Annotated in this window: 14 protein-coding genes; 7 read left to right on the top strand and 7 right to left on the bottom strand. The window is 72.9% G+C overall.

Annotation, left to right across the window (positions count from 1 at the left end; translation table 11 throughout):
• Nucleotides 1-174 precede the first annotated feature (174 nt).
• Nucleotides 175-528 (bottom strand): DUF6204 family protein, encoded by a 354-nt coding sequence (locus tag ACIRP2_RS31165; protein ID WP_404256112.1) that lies wholly within the window; start codon nucleotides 526-528, stop codon nucleotides 175-177.
• A 254-nt stretch (nucleotides 529-782) separates the two neighbouring features.
• Between ACIRP2_RS31165 and ACIRP2_RS31160 the strand changes: the two genes are divergently transcribed.
• Nucleotides 783-2,762, top strand: a complete 1,980-nt coding sequence (locus tag ACIRP2_RS31160) for a DUF5107 domain-containing protein (RefSeq protein WP_404256110.1) — start codon at nucleotides 783-785, stop codon at nucleotides 2,760-2,762.
• Nucleotides 2,763-2,863: 101 nt separating this feature from the next.
• On the opposite strand, the gene ACIRP2_RS31155 is transcribed toward ACIRP2_RS31160, so the two are convergent.
• From ACIRP2_RS31155 to ACIRP2_RS31145, 3 genes are all read right to left on the bottom strand, one after another.
• Nucleotides 2,864-3,217 carry a VOC family protein gene (locus tag ACIRP2_RS31155; RefSeq protein WP_404256108.1) on the bottom strand — a complete coding sequence of 118 codons (354 nt, stop codon included), beginning with the start codon at nucleotides 3,215-3,217 and terminating at the stop codon, nucleotides 2,864-2,866.
• A 24-nt stretch (nucleotides 3,218-3,241) separates the two neighbouring features.
• Nucleotides 3,242-4,051, bottom strand: coding sequence for a methyltransferase domain-containing protein (locus tag ACIRP2_RS31150; protein WP_404256106.1), 810 nt, complete (start codon nucleotides 4,049-4,051; stop codon nucleotides 3,242-3,244).
• A 171-nt stretch (nucleotides 4,052-4,222) separates the two neighbouring features.
• On the bottom strand, nucleotides 4,223-5,731 hold the full coding sequence (locus ACIRP2_RS31145; protein ID WP_404256104.1) for a bifunctional phosphatase PAP2/diacylglycerol kinase family protein: 1,509 nt from the start codon (nucleotides 5,729-5,731) through the stop codon (nucleotides 4,223-4,225).
• A 458-nt stretch (nucleotides 5,732-6,189) separates the two neighbouring features.
• Between ACIRP2_RS31145 and ACIRP2_RS31140 the strand changes: the two genes are divergently transcribed.
• The 3 genes from ACIRP2_RS31140 (at nucleotide 6,190) to ACIRP2_RS31130 (ending at nucleotide 9,558) form a co-directional block, all read left to right on the top strand.
• The gene (locus ACIRP2_RS31140; RefSeq protein WP_404256102.1) at nucleotides 6,190-7,041 is read left to right on the top strand and encodes an SMP-30/gluconolactonase/LRE family protein; all 852 of its coding nucleotides are present in this window, start codon (nucleotides 6,190-6,192) and stop codon (nucleotides 7,039-7,041) included.
• 132 nt (nucleotides 7,042-7,173) lie between these two features.
• Nucleotides 7,174-8,451 carry an aminotransferase class I/II-fold pyridoxal phosphate-dependent enzyme gene (locus ACIRP2_RS31135; RefSeq protein ID WP_404256100.1) on the top strand — a complete coding sequence of 426 codons (1,278 nt, stop codon included), beginning with the start codon at nucleotides 7,174-7,176 and terminating at the stop codon, nucleotides 8,449-8,451.
• 48 nt (nucleotides 8,452-8,499) lie between these two features.
• A complete protein-coding gene (locus ACIRP2_RS31130) occupies nucleotides 8,500-9,558 on the top strand; it encodes an MBL fold metallo-hydrolase (RefSeq protein WP_404256098.1) in 1,059 nt (352 codons plus the stop codon).
• Here the strand turns inward: ACIRP2_RS31130 and ACIRP2_RS31125 are convergent.
• The 3 genes from ACIRP2_RS31125 to ACIRP2_RS31115 all read right to left on the bottom strand — a co-directional run bounded on the left by ACIRP2_RS31125 (nucleotide 9,548) and on the right by ACIRP2_RS31115 (nucleotide 12,494).
• Nucleotides 9,548-10,168: a DedA family protein gene (locus tag ACIRP2_RS31125; RefSeq protein WP_404256096.1), complete on the bottom strand. Its 621-nt coding sequence runs from the start codon at nucleotides 10,166-10,168 to the stop codon at nucleotides 9,548-9,550. The two genes, ACIRP2_RS31130 and ACIRP2_RS31125, sit on opposite strands and share 11 nt — an antisense overlap.
• On the bottom strand, nucleotides 10,165-10,947 hold the full coding sequence (locus ACIRP2_RS31120; protein WP_404256094.1) for an MBL fold metallo-hydrolase: 783 nt from the start codon (nucleotides 10,945-10,947) through the stop codon (nucleotides 10,165-10,167). The genes ACIRP2_RS31125 and ACIRP2_RS31120 overlap by 4 nt, the downstream gene beginning before the upstream one ends.
• 95 nt (nucleotides 10,948-11,042) lie before the next feature.
• Nucleotides 11,043-12,494, bottom strand: coding sequence for a PucR family transcriptional regulator (locus ACIRP2_RS31115; protein ID WP_404256092.1), 1,452 nt, complete (start codon nucleotides 12,492-12,494; stop codon nucleotides 11,043-11,045).
• A 98-nt stretch (nucleotides 12,495-12,592) separates the two neighbouring features.
• Between ACIRP2_RS31115 and ACIRP2_RS31110 the strand changes: the two genes are divergently transcribed.
• The 3 genes from ACIRP2_RS31110 (at nucleotide 12,593) to ACIRP2_RS31100 (ending at nucleotide 16,151) form a co-directional block, all read left to right on the top strand.
• Nucleotides 12,593-14,131, top strand: coding sequence for a purine-cytosine permease family protein (locus tag ACIRP2_RS31110; protein ID WP_404256090.1), 1,539 nt, complete (start codon nucleotides 12,593-12,595; stop codon nucleotides 14,129-14,131).
• Nucleotides 14,132-14,179: 48 nt separating this feature from the next.
• Complete coding sequence (locus ACIRP2_RS31105) at nucleotides 14,180-14,581, top strand: YybH family protein (protein WP_404256088.1); 402 nt, start codon at nucleotides 14,180-14,182, stop codon at nucleotides 14,579-14,581.
• 130 nt (nucleotides 14,582-14,711) lie between these two features.
• Nucleotides 14,712-16,151: a gamma-aminobutyraldehyde dehydrogenase gene (locus tag ACIRP2_RS31100; RefSeq protein WP_404256086.1), complete on the top strand. Its 1,440-nt coding sequence runs from the start codon at nucleotides 14,712-14,714 to the stop codon at nucleotides 16,149-16,151.
• Nucleotides 16,152-16,300 lie beyond the last annotated feature (149 nt).

The raw sequence follows: 16,300 nt of genomic DNA, 5'->3' as shown, positions 1-16,300 counted from the left end.
GGCTGGTCGGGGGGGGGTGTGTGCTGGGGGGGGGGGGGGGGGGGGGGGGGGCGGCCCGCGGCGGGGCCCCCCCCCGCCGCCCCCCCCCCGCGCCGGTTCCTGCGCCGAGCAGCCCGGTGGGCACCGGTGACCGGCCACCGCGTCCATGGCGTTCCGCCGCCGTCCGACACGGCATCACGCCGCGCCTGCGCCCCGCCGTCCCTTGCGGTTGATCTTCATCGTGTCCATGTCCGTCGCCGTGGAGCGCAGTTCACCATGGCCGTACCCCTGCTCCTTCAGCAGCGTCCGGGCCCGGTCCTCGGCGATCATCGACGCCATCTCCTCGCCGTCGTCGGCGTCCGACACGACGACGAACCGGAAGCTGAAGTGCTTGAGCGCACGGTCGTACGTCAGCGAGCCCGCCTCGGTGAACTGCATCGCGCCGAGACCGTGTTCGTCCACCTCGGACAGCAGGCGCGCGCGTGTCTCGTCCGTCAGACCGTCCCAGGTGCCGCGCACGATCACTCGGTAGGTGTGCTGCGTGCTCATGGTGTTCCCCGCCCCGCATCCCGTTCGTCGAACGCCGAGCGCCCAGGTTACGGCGACGGGGGCGAGACGCTCGCGAAATATCGCGGGCGAGCGGTCCCGGACGGCACGTTCACGGCCTCCGGCCCGCCGAACCGCGCCCCGCTTTTGCCGAAGTCTGACGGCGACCCCTCTGGCCGGGCCGCTGTCCAGCGTGTTCCATGGTCATCGGGGGGCGCCCGGACCTGCGGCGGCCCGCGCGAGGGAGCGAGGTTGCCTTGGCCACGACCGTACGACGTGCCGTACTGACTCTGCCCGCCGCACCACTGGGCCCGGAGAACCCGCTGCCCGCACTGCGGCCGCTCGACGAGATGCATGTCGTCGACGACCGCGACCGGGCCGGACTGCCACGTGACATGGCACGCCAGATCGGCTACGAGCCACTGGCCACCGTGCTGCCGGTGCGCGTCCTCGACGGGTACGGCCGCCGACGCGTCCCCACCGCACTGGACGCGATCGTCATCGAGAACGAGCGGCTGCGGGCCACCGTCCTGCCCGGACTCGGCGGACGCATCCACTCCCTCCACCACAAGCCCACCGGCCGCGAACTCCTCTACACCAACCCCGTCCTGCAGCCCGCCGACTTCGCGCTCAACGGTGCCTGGTTCTCCGGCGGCATCGAATGGAACATCGGCGCCACGGGCCACACCACCCTGTCCTGCGCCCCGGTGCATGCCGCCCGGGTGCCCGCGCCCGACGGCGGGGACATGGTCCGGCTGTGGGAGTGGGAGCGGCTGCGCGACCTGCCGTTCCAGGTGGACCTCTGGCTGCCCGAGGACTCGGACTTCCTGCACGTCGGCGTACGGATACGCAATCCGCACGAGCACACCGCACCCGTCTACTGGTGGTCCAACATCGCCGTCCCCGAAGGCGAACGCACCCGCGTGCTCGCCCCTGCCGATGAGGCCTGGCACTTCGGCTACGAGCGGTCCCTGACCCGGGTTCCGGTTCCCGAGTCCGGCTCTGTCGACCGTACGTACCCCCTGCGCGGCGACTTCCCCGCCGACTACTTCTACGAGGTGCCCGACGGCTCGCGCCGCTGGATCGCCTCCCTCGACGAGGACGGGAGGGGGCTCGTCCAGACGTCGACCGACCTGCTGCGCGGCCGGAAGCTGTTCCTGTGGGGGAGCGGTCCGGGCGGACGGCGCTGGCAGGAGTGGCTCACCGAGCCGGGCACCGTCGGCTACGCGGAGATCCAGGCCGGACTCGCCCGTACCCAGCTGGAACACGTTCCCCTGGCACCGGGTGCCGAGTTCAGCTGGCTGGAGTCCTACGGTCCGCTGTCCGCGGACCCCGCGGCCGTGCACGGCGACGACTGGGCGGCGGCCCGCGCCGAGACCGAGCGGCGGCTCGCCGAGGCGCTGCCGCGCGCCGACGTCGATGCCGCGTACGCGGCCTGGCGCCCGTGTGCCGACACCGAGCCCGGCGAGTCGCTCGCCACCGGATCCGGCTGGGGTGCCCTCGAAGTCCGGCGAGGTGCGTACCGGCTCCCCGGTACGCCGTTCGCCGAATCGACTCTCGGCGAACAGCAGCGGCCCTGGCTGGAGTTGCTGGACCAGGGCACCTTTCCCGAACCGCGCGGACCGGTCCCGCCCGGCCCCTCCCTGGTCTCCCCGCACTGGCGCGACATGCTGGAGACGGCCTCCGCCGAACCTCTTACCGAATACCACCTCGGCGTCGCCCAGTGGCACGCAGGCGACCGCGCCCAGGCGGTCCGCAGCTGGGAGCGCGGACTGGCCCTCGCCCCGTCCCGTTGGCCGCTGCTGCGCTGCCTCGCCGTCGCGGCCGAGGAGGGCGCCCAGTGGGACAGGGCCGCGGACCTCTACAACGAGGCGTTCGACGGCCTGTGCGCGGAACGCCCCGACGACGACGGCGACCGGGACGCCTGGATGTCCGCCACGGCGGCGCTCGCCCGCGAGGCGATGGAGGTGCTGCTGACGGCCGGGCGCCCCGAAGCGGCCCGGACGGTGTGGAACCGGCTCTGTGCGGAACATCGGCAGCGCGGCCGTTTCCGCCTGCTGGAGGCGCGGTTGCTGATCGCCGAGGGCGACCGCGCCGCCGCCCGGGCGGTCTTCGACGAGGGTTTCGAGGTGGCGGATCTGCGGGAGGGCGCGGAAATCCTGGACGAGGTGTGGGCCGAGCTCACCGACGAGCCGCTGCCGGACAGATACAACTACCGGATGCGCCCCGGGGCGTGACGGCGAGGACCGCCCGGCCCGCACCCATGGAGGCGGTGCGGGCCGGGCGGCTGCGGGCCGGGCGATGCCGGTCGGGTGGTCGCGGGCCGGACGGCCGCCCGTCAAACGGTCAGGTTCCGGTCGACGTACTCGAAGACCGAGCCGTCCGGGTGCACGGCGATCAGGTTGCGGCCCACCGGTGTCGGCACCGGTCCGGCGAGGATCCTGGCGCCGACACGGGTGAGGGAGGCGTGGGCTTCGTCGACGTCCTTGACCGCGATCGTCGCCGTCACCCTGCGCAGGATCTCCAGCTCCGACTCCGGGCCGCTCATCAGCAGAAAGCAGCTGATCGCGGCGACCGAGACCCCGCCACGCTCGAAGCGCAGCGCGGAACTGCCTGTGAGGTCCTCGTAGAAGGCCACCGCGGCCTCCAGGTCGTCGACACAGATGCGCAGCGTGGTTCCCAGAATATCCATGCGGGCAAGGGTAGTTGGCGGTGATCAGGCCCGGCAGAGCATCTCGCCGTGCGGGACCATGAACCAGGCGTCGTCCCGCGTGCCCCACTCCCGCCAGGCCGCCGCGATCGCCGCCAGCTCCTCGGTACTCGCATGGCCACCGGCCACGGCCTGCTCCGCGTACACCGAGCCGACCGTACGGTCCGCCCACAGCCCGCTCCACCAGGCGCGGTTCTCCGGGGTGGCGAAGCACCAGTTGGCCGCGGTCGGAGTGATGTCGGTGAAGCCGGCCCGGCGGGCCCAGGAGAGCAGCCGGCGTCCGGCGTCCGGTTCGCCGCCGTTGGCTCGGGCCACCCGGCCGTACAGCTCCTGCCAGGAGTCCATGCCGGGCAGGTCGGGGTACCAGGTCATCGCCGCGTAGTCGCTGTCGCGGGCGGCGACGATGCCACCGGGACGGCAGACGCGCCGCATCTCGCGCAGCGCCCGCACCGGGTCGCCCACGTGCTGGAGCACCTGATGGGCATGGACGACGTCGAAGGAGTCGTCGGGGAAGTCCAGGGCGTGCACGTCGGCCGTGGCGAACTCGACATTGTCCAGGCCGCGTTCGTCCGCCTCCTCGGCCGCGCGGGTCAGGACCTCCTCGGCGGAGTCGACGCCGGTCACCCGGCCGGGGGCGACCAGTGCCGCCAGATCCGCCGTGATGGTGCCGGGCCCGCAGCCCACGTCCAGCACGGTCATGCCGGGGCGGAGCTCATCGATCAAGTAGGCCGCGGAATTGGCGGCGGTGCGCCAGCGGTGCGAGCGCAGCACCGACTCGTGGTGGCCGTGGGTGTAGACGGCGGTCTCCTTCGGCATGGCCGTGGATCCTTTCTCGCTGATCGGTACGGCCACCGTACGCCCGGATGTCGAATAATGAGATAGGGGTCTTGATATGTGGACGGGTCGGGTCCGTGCATGAGCCGGGGTGGCCGACGGGTGGTCGGCCACCCCGGCCCGCCTGTGCGCGGCGGAATCCGGCAGGCTCCTTCAACTCGTCATCGGGCAGTACACCGTCAGCGCCTCCGGGAGCTTGTCGATCATCAACTCGGTTTTGCTGTATGCCACTTCGCCGTCGTACGCGTAGGGCGTACCGGGTCGCAGGCCGGCGATCCGCACCCTTCTGCGCCGTTCCGCCGCATGTACGGGGGAGCGGGTCAGCGGACCCGCGACGGCGGCGGCGAGGAGCCGCAGGCCCGGTGTGCGGCCACCGTGCACCACGCGCACATCGAGCAGGCCGTCCCCGAGGTTGTGCCGCCGTCCGGGCGCCGGACCGACCCGTTGGAACAGCCCGTTGCCCACGAACAGCAGCCACAGCGGGCGCCGCCGCCCTTCCAGTTCGGCCTCCAGCGGACGCTCGCCCCGCAGTACCCTCCACGCCGCGACCAGACCGGCGGGCCAGCCTCCGATGCGCGGGGCCCAGCGCTCACGCGTCCGTACCAGTTCGGGATAGACCCCGAGACTGAAGGCGTTGAGGAAGCAGCCGTGCTCGCCTCCCGGTCCCTCGGGGCCGGGCCGGAAACGGCCGAGGTCGACCCGGACCGCATCGCCCGCGGTCAGCGCGGCGCACGTGTCGTCCACTGTCTCGATGCCCAGGTCGTACGCGAAATGATTCAGTGTTCCACCCGGGAACACGGCGAGCGGCAGACCGTGCGCGGCGGCGACGGCCGCGGCCCGGTTGACCGTGCCGTCCCCGCCGCAGACCCCCAGCGCCCGGCCCCGGTCCGCCGCCTTCTCCAGCTCGGCCCGGAGTTCCTCGGGGGCGCACTCCACCACCTCGGCGCACGGCAGCGCGTCCCGTACCAGCGAGGCCGTCGCGGTCGCCGTGCCCGACTCCTGGTTGACGACGACCACCAGATCCTGGCCGGCCGGCAGGGCGGGCGCGTGGCCGGGGGGTCGCCCCGGTGCCGGGAGCTGTCCGCGGGTCGGCACGACACCCCGCAGGGCCAGCGCCGCCCCCACGCCGAGCACCGCACCCGCCAGCACATCACTCGGATAGTGGACCCCCGTGTAGACGCGGGAGGCGGCGACGGACAGGGCGAGCGGGGCGACGACGGCGCCCCAGCCCTTCGATTCGAGAGCCACGCCCGTGGCGAAGGCCGCGGCCGACGCGGCGTGTCCGGAGGGGAAGGACGTCGTGAACGGCTGGCGCTCCAGCCGCCGTATCACCGGCACGGTGTCCAGCAGCGGGCGTTCCCTGCGCACCGCTCCCTTGCCGACCGTGTTGATCGTGGCCGATGCGACCGCCAGCGAGGCGATCCCCCGCAGCGCGGCCCGCCGGGCGCGTGCGCTGCCGCCCAGCGCGGCCAGGCCCGCGGCGGCCCCGAACCACAGCAGCCCGTGATCGGCGCTGCGGCTCAGCCGTGGCAGGACGGGCCCGGCGCCGGGCCAGTCGCGGTGGGCCAGCGCCCGGAACACGGCGAGGTCGCGGCGGTGCAGCCGGCCGCGCAGCGAGGTGGACGACGGGCCGGTGAACGGAGTACCACGTGGCGCGGACATGGAACACCGTTTACCCCGCCGGGGCGTGACGAACCAGCGGGCGCCTTCGCGCACGAGCCACCCGGCCGGGAGCGCGGCCCGGCGGCGGCCTGCGTCCACCGGTGGGATTCCCGCTCCGCCGGTCGGGGTCCCGTCGGGCGCCGACGTGCCGGCCGGGCCGCTCGCGCCGGCCTTCCCGACCGCTCGCGCCGCCCGCCCGACGGGCCCGAGGCATTCCGTGCTCGTGCCCGTCGCCCGTAGGTGTCGGCGTTGTCGCGGCATGTGGCGCGCGACTACTCTGTGTTCCCGATGTCGGCCGTGGCGCCGCGTCGCCGCGGGACCGCACGGGCGTCGTCGTGTTCTCCCCCCTCCGTGCCCGTGATCCGCCGGGCCGAGGAACGCGAGGAGGCACCGGCGGGCTCCGTGCTCGACGGCGCCGACGCGCTCTCCGGCCGGCCCGTCCACCACGAAGGGCAGAGATGACCACCGCAGGCCTGGATGTGGCCGTACAGGAGCAGGCCGAGCTCGGCGAGGGACCGACCTGGGATCCGGCCACCGGCCGGCTGATCTGGGTCGACATCGTCTCCGCCCGGGTGCACACCTACGACCCGGTGAGTGCCCGTCGCACGGTCATGGCCACCGAACAGCACGTCGGAGCGGCCAAACCGCGTACGGGCGGCGGACTCGTGGTCAATCTGCGGGACGGCATCGGACTGTACGACCCCGACGGCCGCTTCCGCTGGCTGGTCCACGATCCCGAACCGGGACGCCGTGGCAATGACGCGGCGGTGGCCCCGGACGGGGCGCTGTGGGCGGGCACCATGCGTGACGACGGCGCGGAGACCGGCGGCAGTCTCGCCCGCATCGCGCCCGACGGCGCGGTCACCCCGGTGCTGCCCGTCGTGGCCTGCAGCAACGGCATCGGGTGGAGCCCGGACGGGCGGCTGATGTACTTCATCGACACCCCCACACGCCGTATCGACGTCTTCGACTTCGACGGCGGGCGCGCCGTGAACCGGCGTCCGTTCGCCACCGTCGAGGAGGGTGCGGGATTCCCCGACGGCCTGAGCGTCGACGCCGAGGGGGCTGTCTGGGTCGCGCTGTGGGACGGCGCCGCGGTCCGCCGCTACACGGCCGACGGAGTCCTGGACCGGACGGTCGACCTGCCGGTGCGGCGCCCGACGGCCTGCGCCTTCGGCGGTACGGACCTGCGCGATCTCTACATCACCTCGGCCCGCACCGGGCTCACCGCGCCGCATCCCCTCTCCGGTTCGTTGCTGGTGCTGCCGGACGCGGGGCGCGGGCTCCCCGGTACGGCCTTCGCGGGCTGAGCCCGGCTCACCGGCTCCCACCGGTGACGGCCCGGCTGGGCGGGCGCCGCCGGTGGATCCCTCGTATAAAGGGCCCTGGGTGCTCAAGGGCCCCGAGTGCGAGACGACGGGGCGGTGGCGAAGGAGGCCCGGATGGCGCGGGAGCGGACCGAGCGGACCGGACGCGCGGGGCAGAGGCAGCAGGGCGGCGGGGGAGCGCGCCGCGTACGGGAGGACCGCGGTCCCGTGCGGTACGGGCCGCCCGCCCCCGATCCCGGTCTGCCCGTCGTGTCCGAACTGGCCGAGGTGCTCGCCGCCGCGGCCCGGCGCGGCGCACCGGAACCGACCGGTGGCGGCGACGCCCTGCGCGAGGCCGCGACCGCCTACTGGGCGCGGCGCGGACTGCACGGCACCCCGGAGCGCGTCGCCGCCGCCCCGGGCGCCTCGCCGCTGCTGCTCGCGCTGATCGCCGCGCACGGTGGCGACGTGCTCATGCCCCGCCCCTGCACGGCCACCTGGATTCCACAGGCCCGGCTGCTCGGCAGGCCCGCCTACCATGTGCCGACCCCGGCCGAGTGCGGCGGCGTGCCCGATCCGTACGCGCTGTTGGAGACCGTACGCAGAGTGCGCGCCGAGGGAGGCAGGCCCCGGCTGCTGCTGATCTCCGTCGTCGACGACCCGACCGCCACCGTCGCCCCGCCGGAACTCGTACGCGAGGCGTGCGAGGCCGCCGTCGCCGAGGGGCTGCACATCGTCAGTGACGAGACCTGGCGCGACACCCTCCACCGGCCGCACGACACCGTGCTGCTCAGCCCGGCCGAAATGTGCCCGGACGACGTCACGGTCGTCTGCGACCTCGCCGGTGCGCTGACCCCGTCCGCCTGGCCGGTCGCGGTCGCCCTGTTCCCGGACACCGAGCGGGCGGCGGTGCGTCATGCCCGTACCCTCGACATCCTCACCGCACTCGGTGCGCTCGTCGCGGGACCGGTCGCCATGGCCGCCGCCCACGCGCTGCGCGAACCGGATGCCGTCACGGAGCGGGTCCGCCTGGCCGCCGCGCTCCAGGCACGGATCGCCGCGGCGGCCCACCGCGCGGTCCTCGCGTCGGGCGCGCTCGCCAGACCCCCGCAGGCGGGGCGCCATCTCTACGCCGATCTCGGCCCGCTCAGATCCCGGCTGGCGGACCGGGGCGTCACGGACTCGCTGGAGCTGGAGGAGTACCTGACGGAACGTCTCGGCGCACCGACGCCGGGCGGCCACCGGTTCGGCGACGAACTGGGTGCGCTGCGCGTACGGCTGGGGACCGGGACGCTGCTCGGATCGACGCCGGAGCAGCAGACGGAGTCCCTCACCGCTGTGGAGCCCCTGGAATTGCCGCACGTGGCTCAAGCCCTGAGCATTTTCGCAGCGGCTCTCGACGAACTCCGATGACGGACGGGCGCCGGTACCCAGACGCCGAACCGAGACGGGAGTTTCTCGATGACGGAACAGACCGAGCGCTCCTCCTCAGGGTCCGCCCCCGCGCGTCGGATCGCCCACGGCGAGGTCGTCGGACCGCGCCCGCTCGGCGAGGTCCGGGTCTGGCCCAAGTCCTTCGCCGACCGGCTCAGCGCACCGCTCCCCGGTGTCATGAGCATGTCTCGATTGGCCCGTGAACGCGCGCTGCGGCCCAACACGGAGGGACTGCGCGGCGTCCACCGGCTCCCGTACGCCCCCGAACCCCTGCCGGCCACGGCGGTCGACGCCACCTCCGTCACCTGGGCCGGGCACGCCAGCTGGATCGTCCGCACCGGCGGACTGACCGTCCTCACCGATCCCGTCTGGTCCCGGCGCATCCTCGGCACCCCGCCCAGGATCACGCCGGTCGGCGTCCGCTGGGAGGACCTGCCTCGCGTCGACGCCGTCGTGATCAGCCACAACCACTACGACCACCTCGACGCCCCCACCCTGCGCAGGCTGCCCAGGGACACCCCGCTGTTCGTCCCCGCCGGACTCGGCCGCTGGTGCCGCCGTCGCCGCTTCACCTGCGTCACCGAACTCGACTGGTGGGAATCCGCCAGGCTGCGCGGCGTCCGCTTCGACTTCGTGCCCGCCCATCACTGGTCCAAGCGGACCCTCACCGACACCTGCCACTCCCTCTGGGGCGGCTGGATCATCGACACCTCCGACCGCGGCGGGCAGCGCATCCACTTCGCCGGGGACAGCGGATACGGCCACTGGTTCGGCGAGATCGGCCGCCGGTACCCCGGGATCGATCTGACACTGCTGCCGATCGGCGCGTACGAACCCCGCTGGTGGCTCGGCGACGTGCACACCGATCCGGAGGAGGCCGTGCAGGCGTACGAGGACCTCGGCGCCCGTGCGATGGCGCCCATGCACTGGGCGACCTTCGTGCTCTCCGCCGAGCCCGTACTCGAACCGCTGGCCCGGCTGCGCACCGCCTGGCAGCGGGCCGGACACCCCCGGACACGGCTCTGGGACCTGCCGATCGGCGGCTCCCGCGTACTGGAGCCGGTGCCCCGCACGATCAGTGGCTGAACCGGGCCCGCGTCCTGCGCCACACCGCGGGCGCCCCGCTGATCAGCAACGTCAGGCCCACCGCCGCGACCACGCCCTGCCACGGCTCGGGGAAGAGCGAACCGCCGAGTACTCCGATGAGCTGGTACGTCGCCGCCCACGCCAGGCACGCCGGCACATCCCCCCGGGCGAACCGGCGCAACGGCATCCGGCCCAGCAGACAGGCCAGCATCACCGGAATCCGTCCCGCCGGCACCAGCCTCGACAGCACGAGCACCATCGCGCCGTGCTCGTCCAGCTTCTGCTGCGCCTGCGCCAGTCGCTCCGGAGCGGCCCGGTCGCGGATCGTCCGCAGCCGCTTCGAACCGTTCCTCGACCGCACCCCGCGCTGACCCAGCCAGTACAGACAGACGTCACCGAGGAACGCGGCGGTCGACGCCACTGCGAAGACGATCAGCAGCGAGAACGGCGACGACTGGTGCAGCGCCACGACCGCGGCCGAACTCACCAGCGCACCCGTCGGCACCACGGGCACCAGCGCGCCCAGCGCCACCAGCACGAACAGGGACGGGTATCCGACGGCCTGCTGCGTCGACTCGGGGGGCAGCTGTCTCACGACCTCCTGGATCACCTGGCGGCCTCCGGCCGCACCTGTTCACCGTGCGAAAGCCGGTGCACCGCCACCTCCGGTGCCAGCAGGGCCGCCTTGCGGACGAATTCGTCGCCCGGTGAGTGGAACTCGTGGGGGCGGACCGCGTCCATCCCGACCGGCCAGTACGTGCCGTAGTGCACCGGCACCGCCGACCGCGGCGCCAGCCGGGCCAGCGCCTGCGCGGCCCGCCCGGCGTCCAGATGGCTGTGCCCCAGATACGGACCCCAGCCGCCCACCGGCAGGAGTGCCACGTCCACCGGACCGACGGCTCCGGCCATGTCGTCGAACAGCCCCGTGTCGCCGGCGAAGTACGTCCGCGCCTCGCCCTCGACCACATAGCCGAGCGCGGGGGAGCGATGCGGGCCCATCGGCAGGCGCCTGCCGTCGTGCAGCGCGGGAACCGCACGCACCCGCAGCTCGCCGGCCCGGACCACGTCGCCCGGGGCCACCTCGATGATGCGCAGCCCGCGCACCGCACGCAGCATCCTCAGCCCCGGCACGGAGCGCACCGCGCCCGTCGGCACGATCAGCCGGCTCCCGGGGGCGAGACGGGCCAGCGACGGCAGATGCAGGTGGTCGGAGTGCAGATGGGAGACGAGCACGACATCGGCGACCGCGGCCTCGGGGCCGGGCAGCTCCCCGCGGCGGCGGCGAAGATGCGCGAAGCGCCGTACGAAGAGCGGATCGGTCAGCACCCGGACCCCGGAGTCCTCGATCGTGCAGGTGGCATGACCCCACCAGGTGACTTCCACCGGCACGCGGTGCCTCCTCGTTTCCGGGTTCGTTGTTCCGGCCCTGGCAACGAGCCTAGTGCCGTGACCGGATCGGGTGACCCCGCTCCGGCCGGTCGCGCTCAGTCGGTGAGGCCCAGCGCCCCCGCCGCCTGGATGGCCAGCCAGACCTCCGTCAGCGCACCCGTCGACGCCATGTCACGGTCGGTCAGCGCGCCGAAGCGGCGCAGCCGGTAGGCGAGGGTGTTGGGGTGGATGTGCAGCGCGGCCGCCGCCGTCTCCGTGCGGCGGTCCCGCTCCATCCACGTACGGACGGAGACCAGCAGCTGGGAGTCGTGGGCCTCGTCGTAGCGCAGGACCTCGCCCAGCACATGCTCGACCAGCGCCGTCAGGACCGCCGGGTCCTCGGGCAGCCAGCGGCCCAGGGAGTCGTCGCCGTAGCGGACCACGGAGCGGCCCGACTCGACCGCCTTGGAAACCGCCCAGAGCGCCTCGCGCTGGGCCACCCGCAGCGCGGCGCCCGGCAGGAACGGGCGACTCATCCCGGCCGCCACGTCCGGCAGCCCGCCGATCTCCCCGGCCAGCCGGGGAGCGCCCAGGACGTACCGGTCCGTCCCCCAGGTGAGCAGCAGATGCGGATGGTCCTGGAGACAGCGCAGCAGTGCCTCGTCCGTGGTCTGCCGCACCACCATCAGCACGGTGTCGCCCTCGATCGCGTGCCGGGCCAGCCGACGCCGGGCCGTCTCCGGGTCGAGTACCTCCTGCAGGAGCTCGGCCAGGGTCTCCGCGCCCTCGCGGCGCAGCGTCTCGCGCTCGTTGCGCACCATCGCGACCCGCAGCGCCGCCACCGTGGCGATGTGCTGGACGACGGCGAGGCCGGCGGGCTGGGCACCTTCCCGTTCGTACGCGACGAGGAACCCCGCCGGGCCGCCGGGCGCCGGAACGGGCAGCACGAACCCGCCGGGGACGGTCGGCGGGGCGTCCACGGAAGCGGGCAGGACGCCCGGCTCGGGCACCGGCACACCGGGCAGGAGGGGACGTCCCTGGGGCGTGCACAGGTACACGTCGTAACCGGACAGGCGCTCCAGGCGGCGCAGCAGCGTCGGCGTGTCCAGGTCCTCGGCGACCAGCCAGCGCAGCGAGCCGAAGACCTGCAGCTGTGCGCCGAGCCGGTGCCGGGCGTCCTCCTGCACCGAGGCGGCGACCTCCTGGGAGACCGCGATGAACGGGACGGCGAGCGGGACCTCCAGGACCGGGAAGCCACGCTCCTCGGCCGCCCGGAAGAACGCGTCGTGCAGGGGTGGCATGTGCAATTGCGCGGAGAGCGCCAGCGCGGAGACACCGGCGTCGTCGAGCCGTTCCAGATAGGCGCGCTGCGCGGCGGCGGTGCGCGGCACCGCGAGGCCCGTCGTCATGATCACCTCGGCGCCGAGCAGCCAGGGCGTCGGATCGGCGAGTTCGCTGGCGTGCGCCCAGGAAACGGAGCGCCCCAGCCCACTGCTTCCCGCCTTCACGGAGAGCTGGAGAGCGGGGAAGGAGAGCAGATCCTCCACGGTGAGTTTGTTGTCGGCCACAGACAACAGCGTACTGCTCTGTGATCTGCACAATTGTCGACCGTCGTCGCGGGCCACAGACTGTGGGACCGTCCCCATGAACAAAAGGTGGAGCGCCCGTGACTGCCTCGATCACCGAAGTCGAGACCAATGGTGTCGAGCGGATACCCGACGCCGACCGCACGGCCCGTCCGGTCGACCTCTTCAGGCTCGCCTTCGGCGGTGCCAACACCTTCGCGACCTGTGTCCTCGGTGCCTTCCCGATCCTGTTCGGACTCTCCTTCTGGCAGGGACTCGCGGCGACAGTGCTCGGCCTCGTCGCAGGCGCGCTGCTGCTGGCCCCGATGGCGCTGTTCGGCCCGACCAACGGCACCAACAACGCCGTCTCCTCCTCCGCCCACCTGGGTGTGCACGGCCGGATCGTCGGCTCGTTCCTCTCGCTGCTCACCGCGGTGGCGTTCTTCTCGATCTCGGTGTGGTCCTCGGGCGACGCGCTCGTCGGCGGTGCCCACCGACTCGCCGGTCTGCCCGAGTCCGACGTGACCTACGGCATCGCGTACGCGATCTTCGCCGGGCTCGTCCTGGTGGTCTGTGTCTACGGCTTCCGCTTCATGCTGATGGTCAACAAGATCGCGGTGGTCGCGGCCTCGGCACTCTTCGTCCTCGGCGCCTTCGCCTTCGCGGGAGACTTCGACGCCGGCTACGCGGGCACCTTCACCTCGACCGCCGACCCGCTGTTCTGGCCGTCGTTCATCGGCGCCGCGCTGATCGTGCTGTCCAACCCGGTCTCCTTCGGCGCGTTCCTCGGCGACTGGTCCCGCTACATCCCGGCCGCCACGCCCCGCCGCCGGGTGATGGGCGCCGCGTTCCTCGCCCAGATCGCCACGCTGCTGCCCTTCGTGTTCGGCCTGGCCACCGCCTCGATCATCGCGTCCGAGGCCGGCAAGTACCTCGACCCCGCCGCCCCCAACTACGTCGGCGGACTGCTCGCCATCTCGCCCGGCTGGTACTTCCTGCCGCTCTGCCTGATCGCCCTGATCGGAGGCCTGTCGACCGGCACGACGGCGCTGTACGGCACCGGCCTCGACGTCTCCAGCGTCTTCACCCGATTCAGCCGGGTGCAGTCGACGTTCTTCATCGGCGCCCTGTCGATCGCCTTCATCTTCTTCGGCCGCTTCGCGCTCAACCTCGCGCAGTCCATCTCCACCTTCGCCACCCTGATCATCACCTGCACCGCCCCGTGGATGATCGTGATGGCACTCGGTTACGTCACCCGGCGCGGCTGGTACGACGCGGACGCGCTCCAGGTCTTCAACCGCCGTCAGACCGGTGGCCGCTACTGGTTCAACCACGGCTGGAACTGGCGGGGGATGTCCACCTGGTTCCTCTCCGCCGGTGTGGCGCTCCTGTTCACCAACCTGCCCGGCCAGTTCGTCGGCCCGCTCGGCAACCTGGCGAACGGCACCGACATCTCACTTCCGGTCGCCCTGGGTCTCGCGGCGGTGGTCTACCTCGGCCTGCTCACCCTCTTCCCCGAACCGCGCGGTGTGTACGGCCCGGACGGCCCCCGCCTCGTCAGGGCGTCGGACACGGCCGTTCCGCCCATCACGGGCGCCCCGGACGACGAGACCGCCGCCGCACCGGCCGCCGCGAGCTGATCGGCCCGGTCCCCCGCCACCCCACCGCCCCGTCACCAGGAGCTGTACATGAGCACCACCCCCGTCCAGGAAGTCCGGGCCGCGGCCGACGCACTGATCGCCGCCTTCGCCGAAGGCCGCCTCGACGACTACTTCGGGTCCTTCGCCCCGGACGCCACTTTCGTCTTCCACTCCACCCCGCAGCGGCTCGGCTCCACCGCCGAGTACCGGGCGCTGTGGCAGCGGTGGGTGACCGAGGACGACTTCCGCGTCGTGCGCTGCGTCTCGACCGGACAGCTCGTCCAGCACTACGGCACCACGGCCGTCTTCAGCCACGACGTGGAGACCACGATCGCCACCAGGGCCGGCGAGGAGACCGTCCACGAGCGGGAGACCATCGTGTTCGCCCGCGCCGCCGACGGCAGCTGGCCCGCCGTGCACGAGCACCTGTCCGCCCGTACGGCCGGGTGACGGTGCCTCCCACCGGCATCACCGCCCGACCACACGTCCCACCCCGGGCCGTGTCCGACACCTGCCGCCGTTCGCCCGTACGGCCCGGCGCCGCCCGACCATGAGCCCGAGCACGAGAGAGACCGGTTCCATGAGCACCACGTTCCGCAACTACATCGACGGCGTCTTCGCGGACGCCTCGGACGGCCGCACCCTCGACGTCGTGGACCCCAGCACCGGCGAGGTCTACGCGACCTCGCCGCTCTCCGGCGAGGCCGACGTCGACGCGGCGATGGCCGCCGCCGCTGCCGCGTTCCCCGTCTGGCGGGACACCACACCGTCCGTACGGCAGCTGGCCCTGCTGAGGATCGCCGACGCCATGGAGGCACGGGCCGACGAGCTGGTGGCCGCCGAGAGCCGTGACACCGGGAAGCCGCTCCACCTCACCCGGACCGAGGAGCTGGCCCCGGCCATCGATCAGGTCCGCTTCTTCGCCGGCGCGGCGCGGATGCTCGAAGGCCGCTCGGCCGGCGAGTACATGGACGGGACGACGTCGATCATCCGCCGCGAGCCGGTCGGCGTCTGCGCGCAGGTCGCGCCGTGGAACTACCCGCTGCTGATGGCCGTGTGGAAGTTCGCCCCGGCACTCGCCGCGGGCAACGCCGTCGTGCTCAAGCCCTCCGACACGACCCCCGCCTCCACCGTGCTGATCGCCGAGATCATCGGCGGTGTACTGGAGGAGCTGGAGCTGCCCCGCGGCATCTTCAACGTGATCTGCGGCGACCGCGAGACGGGCCGTGCGATGGTCGAGCACCCGACCCCGGCGATGGCCTCCATCACCGGATCGGTGCGGGCGGGCATCCAGGTCGCGCAGAGCGCGGCCAAGGACGTCAAGCGCGTCCACCTGGAGCTCGGCGGCAAGGCCCCGGCCGTGATCTTCGAGGACGCCGACCTGGAGAAGGCCGTCGAGGACCTGATCGTCGGCGGCTTCTTCAACGCGGGCCAGGACTGCACGGCCGCGACCCGGGTCCTGGTCCACGAGTCCATCCACGACGAGTTCGTCGCCGCCCTCGCCAAGGCCGCCGCCGAGACGAGGACGGGGCAGCCGGACGACGAGGACGTGCTGTACGGCCCCCTCAACAACGCCAACCAGCTGAAGCAGGTCAGCGGCTTCATCGACCGCCTCCCGGAGCACTCCAGGGTCGAGGCGGGCGGCCACCGGGTCGGCGAGAAGGGCTACTTCTACGCCCCGACCGTGGTCTCCGGCCTCGAGCAGGACGACGAGATCGTCCAGAACGAGGTCTTCGGCCCCGTCATGACGGTCCAGTCCTTCACCGACGAGGCCCAGGCCGTCGCGTACGCCAACGGCGTCGCGTACGCCCTGGCCTCCTCGGTGTGGACCAAGGACCACGCACGGGCGATGCGGATGTCCAAGAACCTCGACTTCGGCTGCGTGTGGATCAACACCCACATGGCACTCGTGGCCGAGATGCCGCACGGCGGGTTCAAGAAGTCCGGCTACGGCAAGGACCTCTCCGCGTACGGCTTCGAGGACTACACCCGCATCAAGCACGTCATGACGTCGCTCTGACCCCTGCCTCCCACGTGCGCCTCCGCCCGGTTCCGTCCGGCGCGGGGGCGCATTGCTGCTCCGTGTTCCGCACTCCCGCCGCCCCCGCACGCGCCTTTTTGCGCGGGGGCCAAAGGAGTAGGGTCGCTGTACGCCTAGCACGGGGGGAA

Source organism: Streptomyces sp. NPDC101194 (genome assembly GCF_044767885.1).
GTDB lineage: Bacteria > Actinomycetota > Actinomycetes > Streptomycetales > Streptomycetaceae > Streptomyces.
This window is presented reverse-complemented; position numbering and strand designations above follow the sequence as displayed.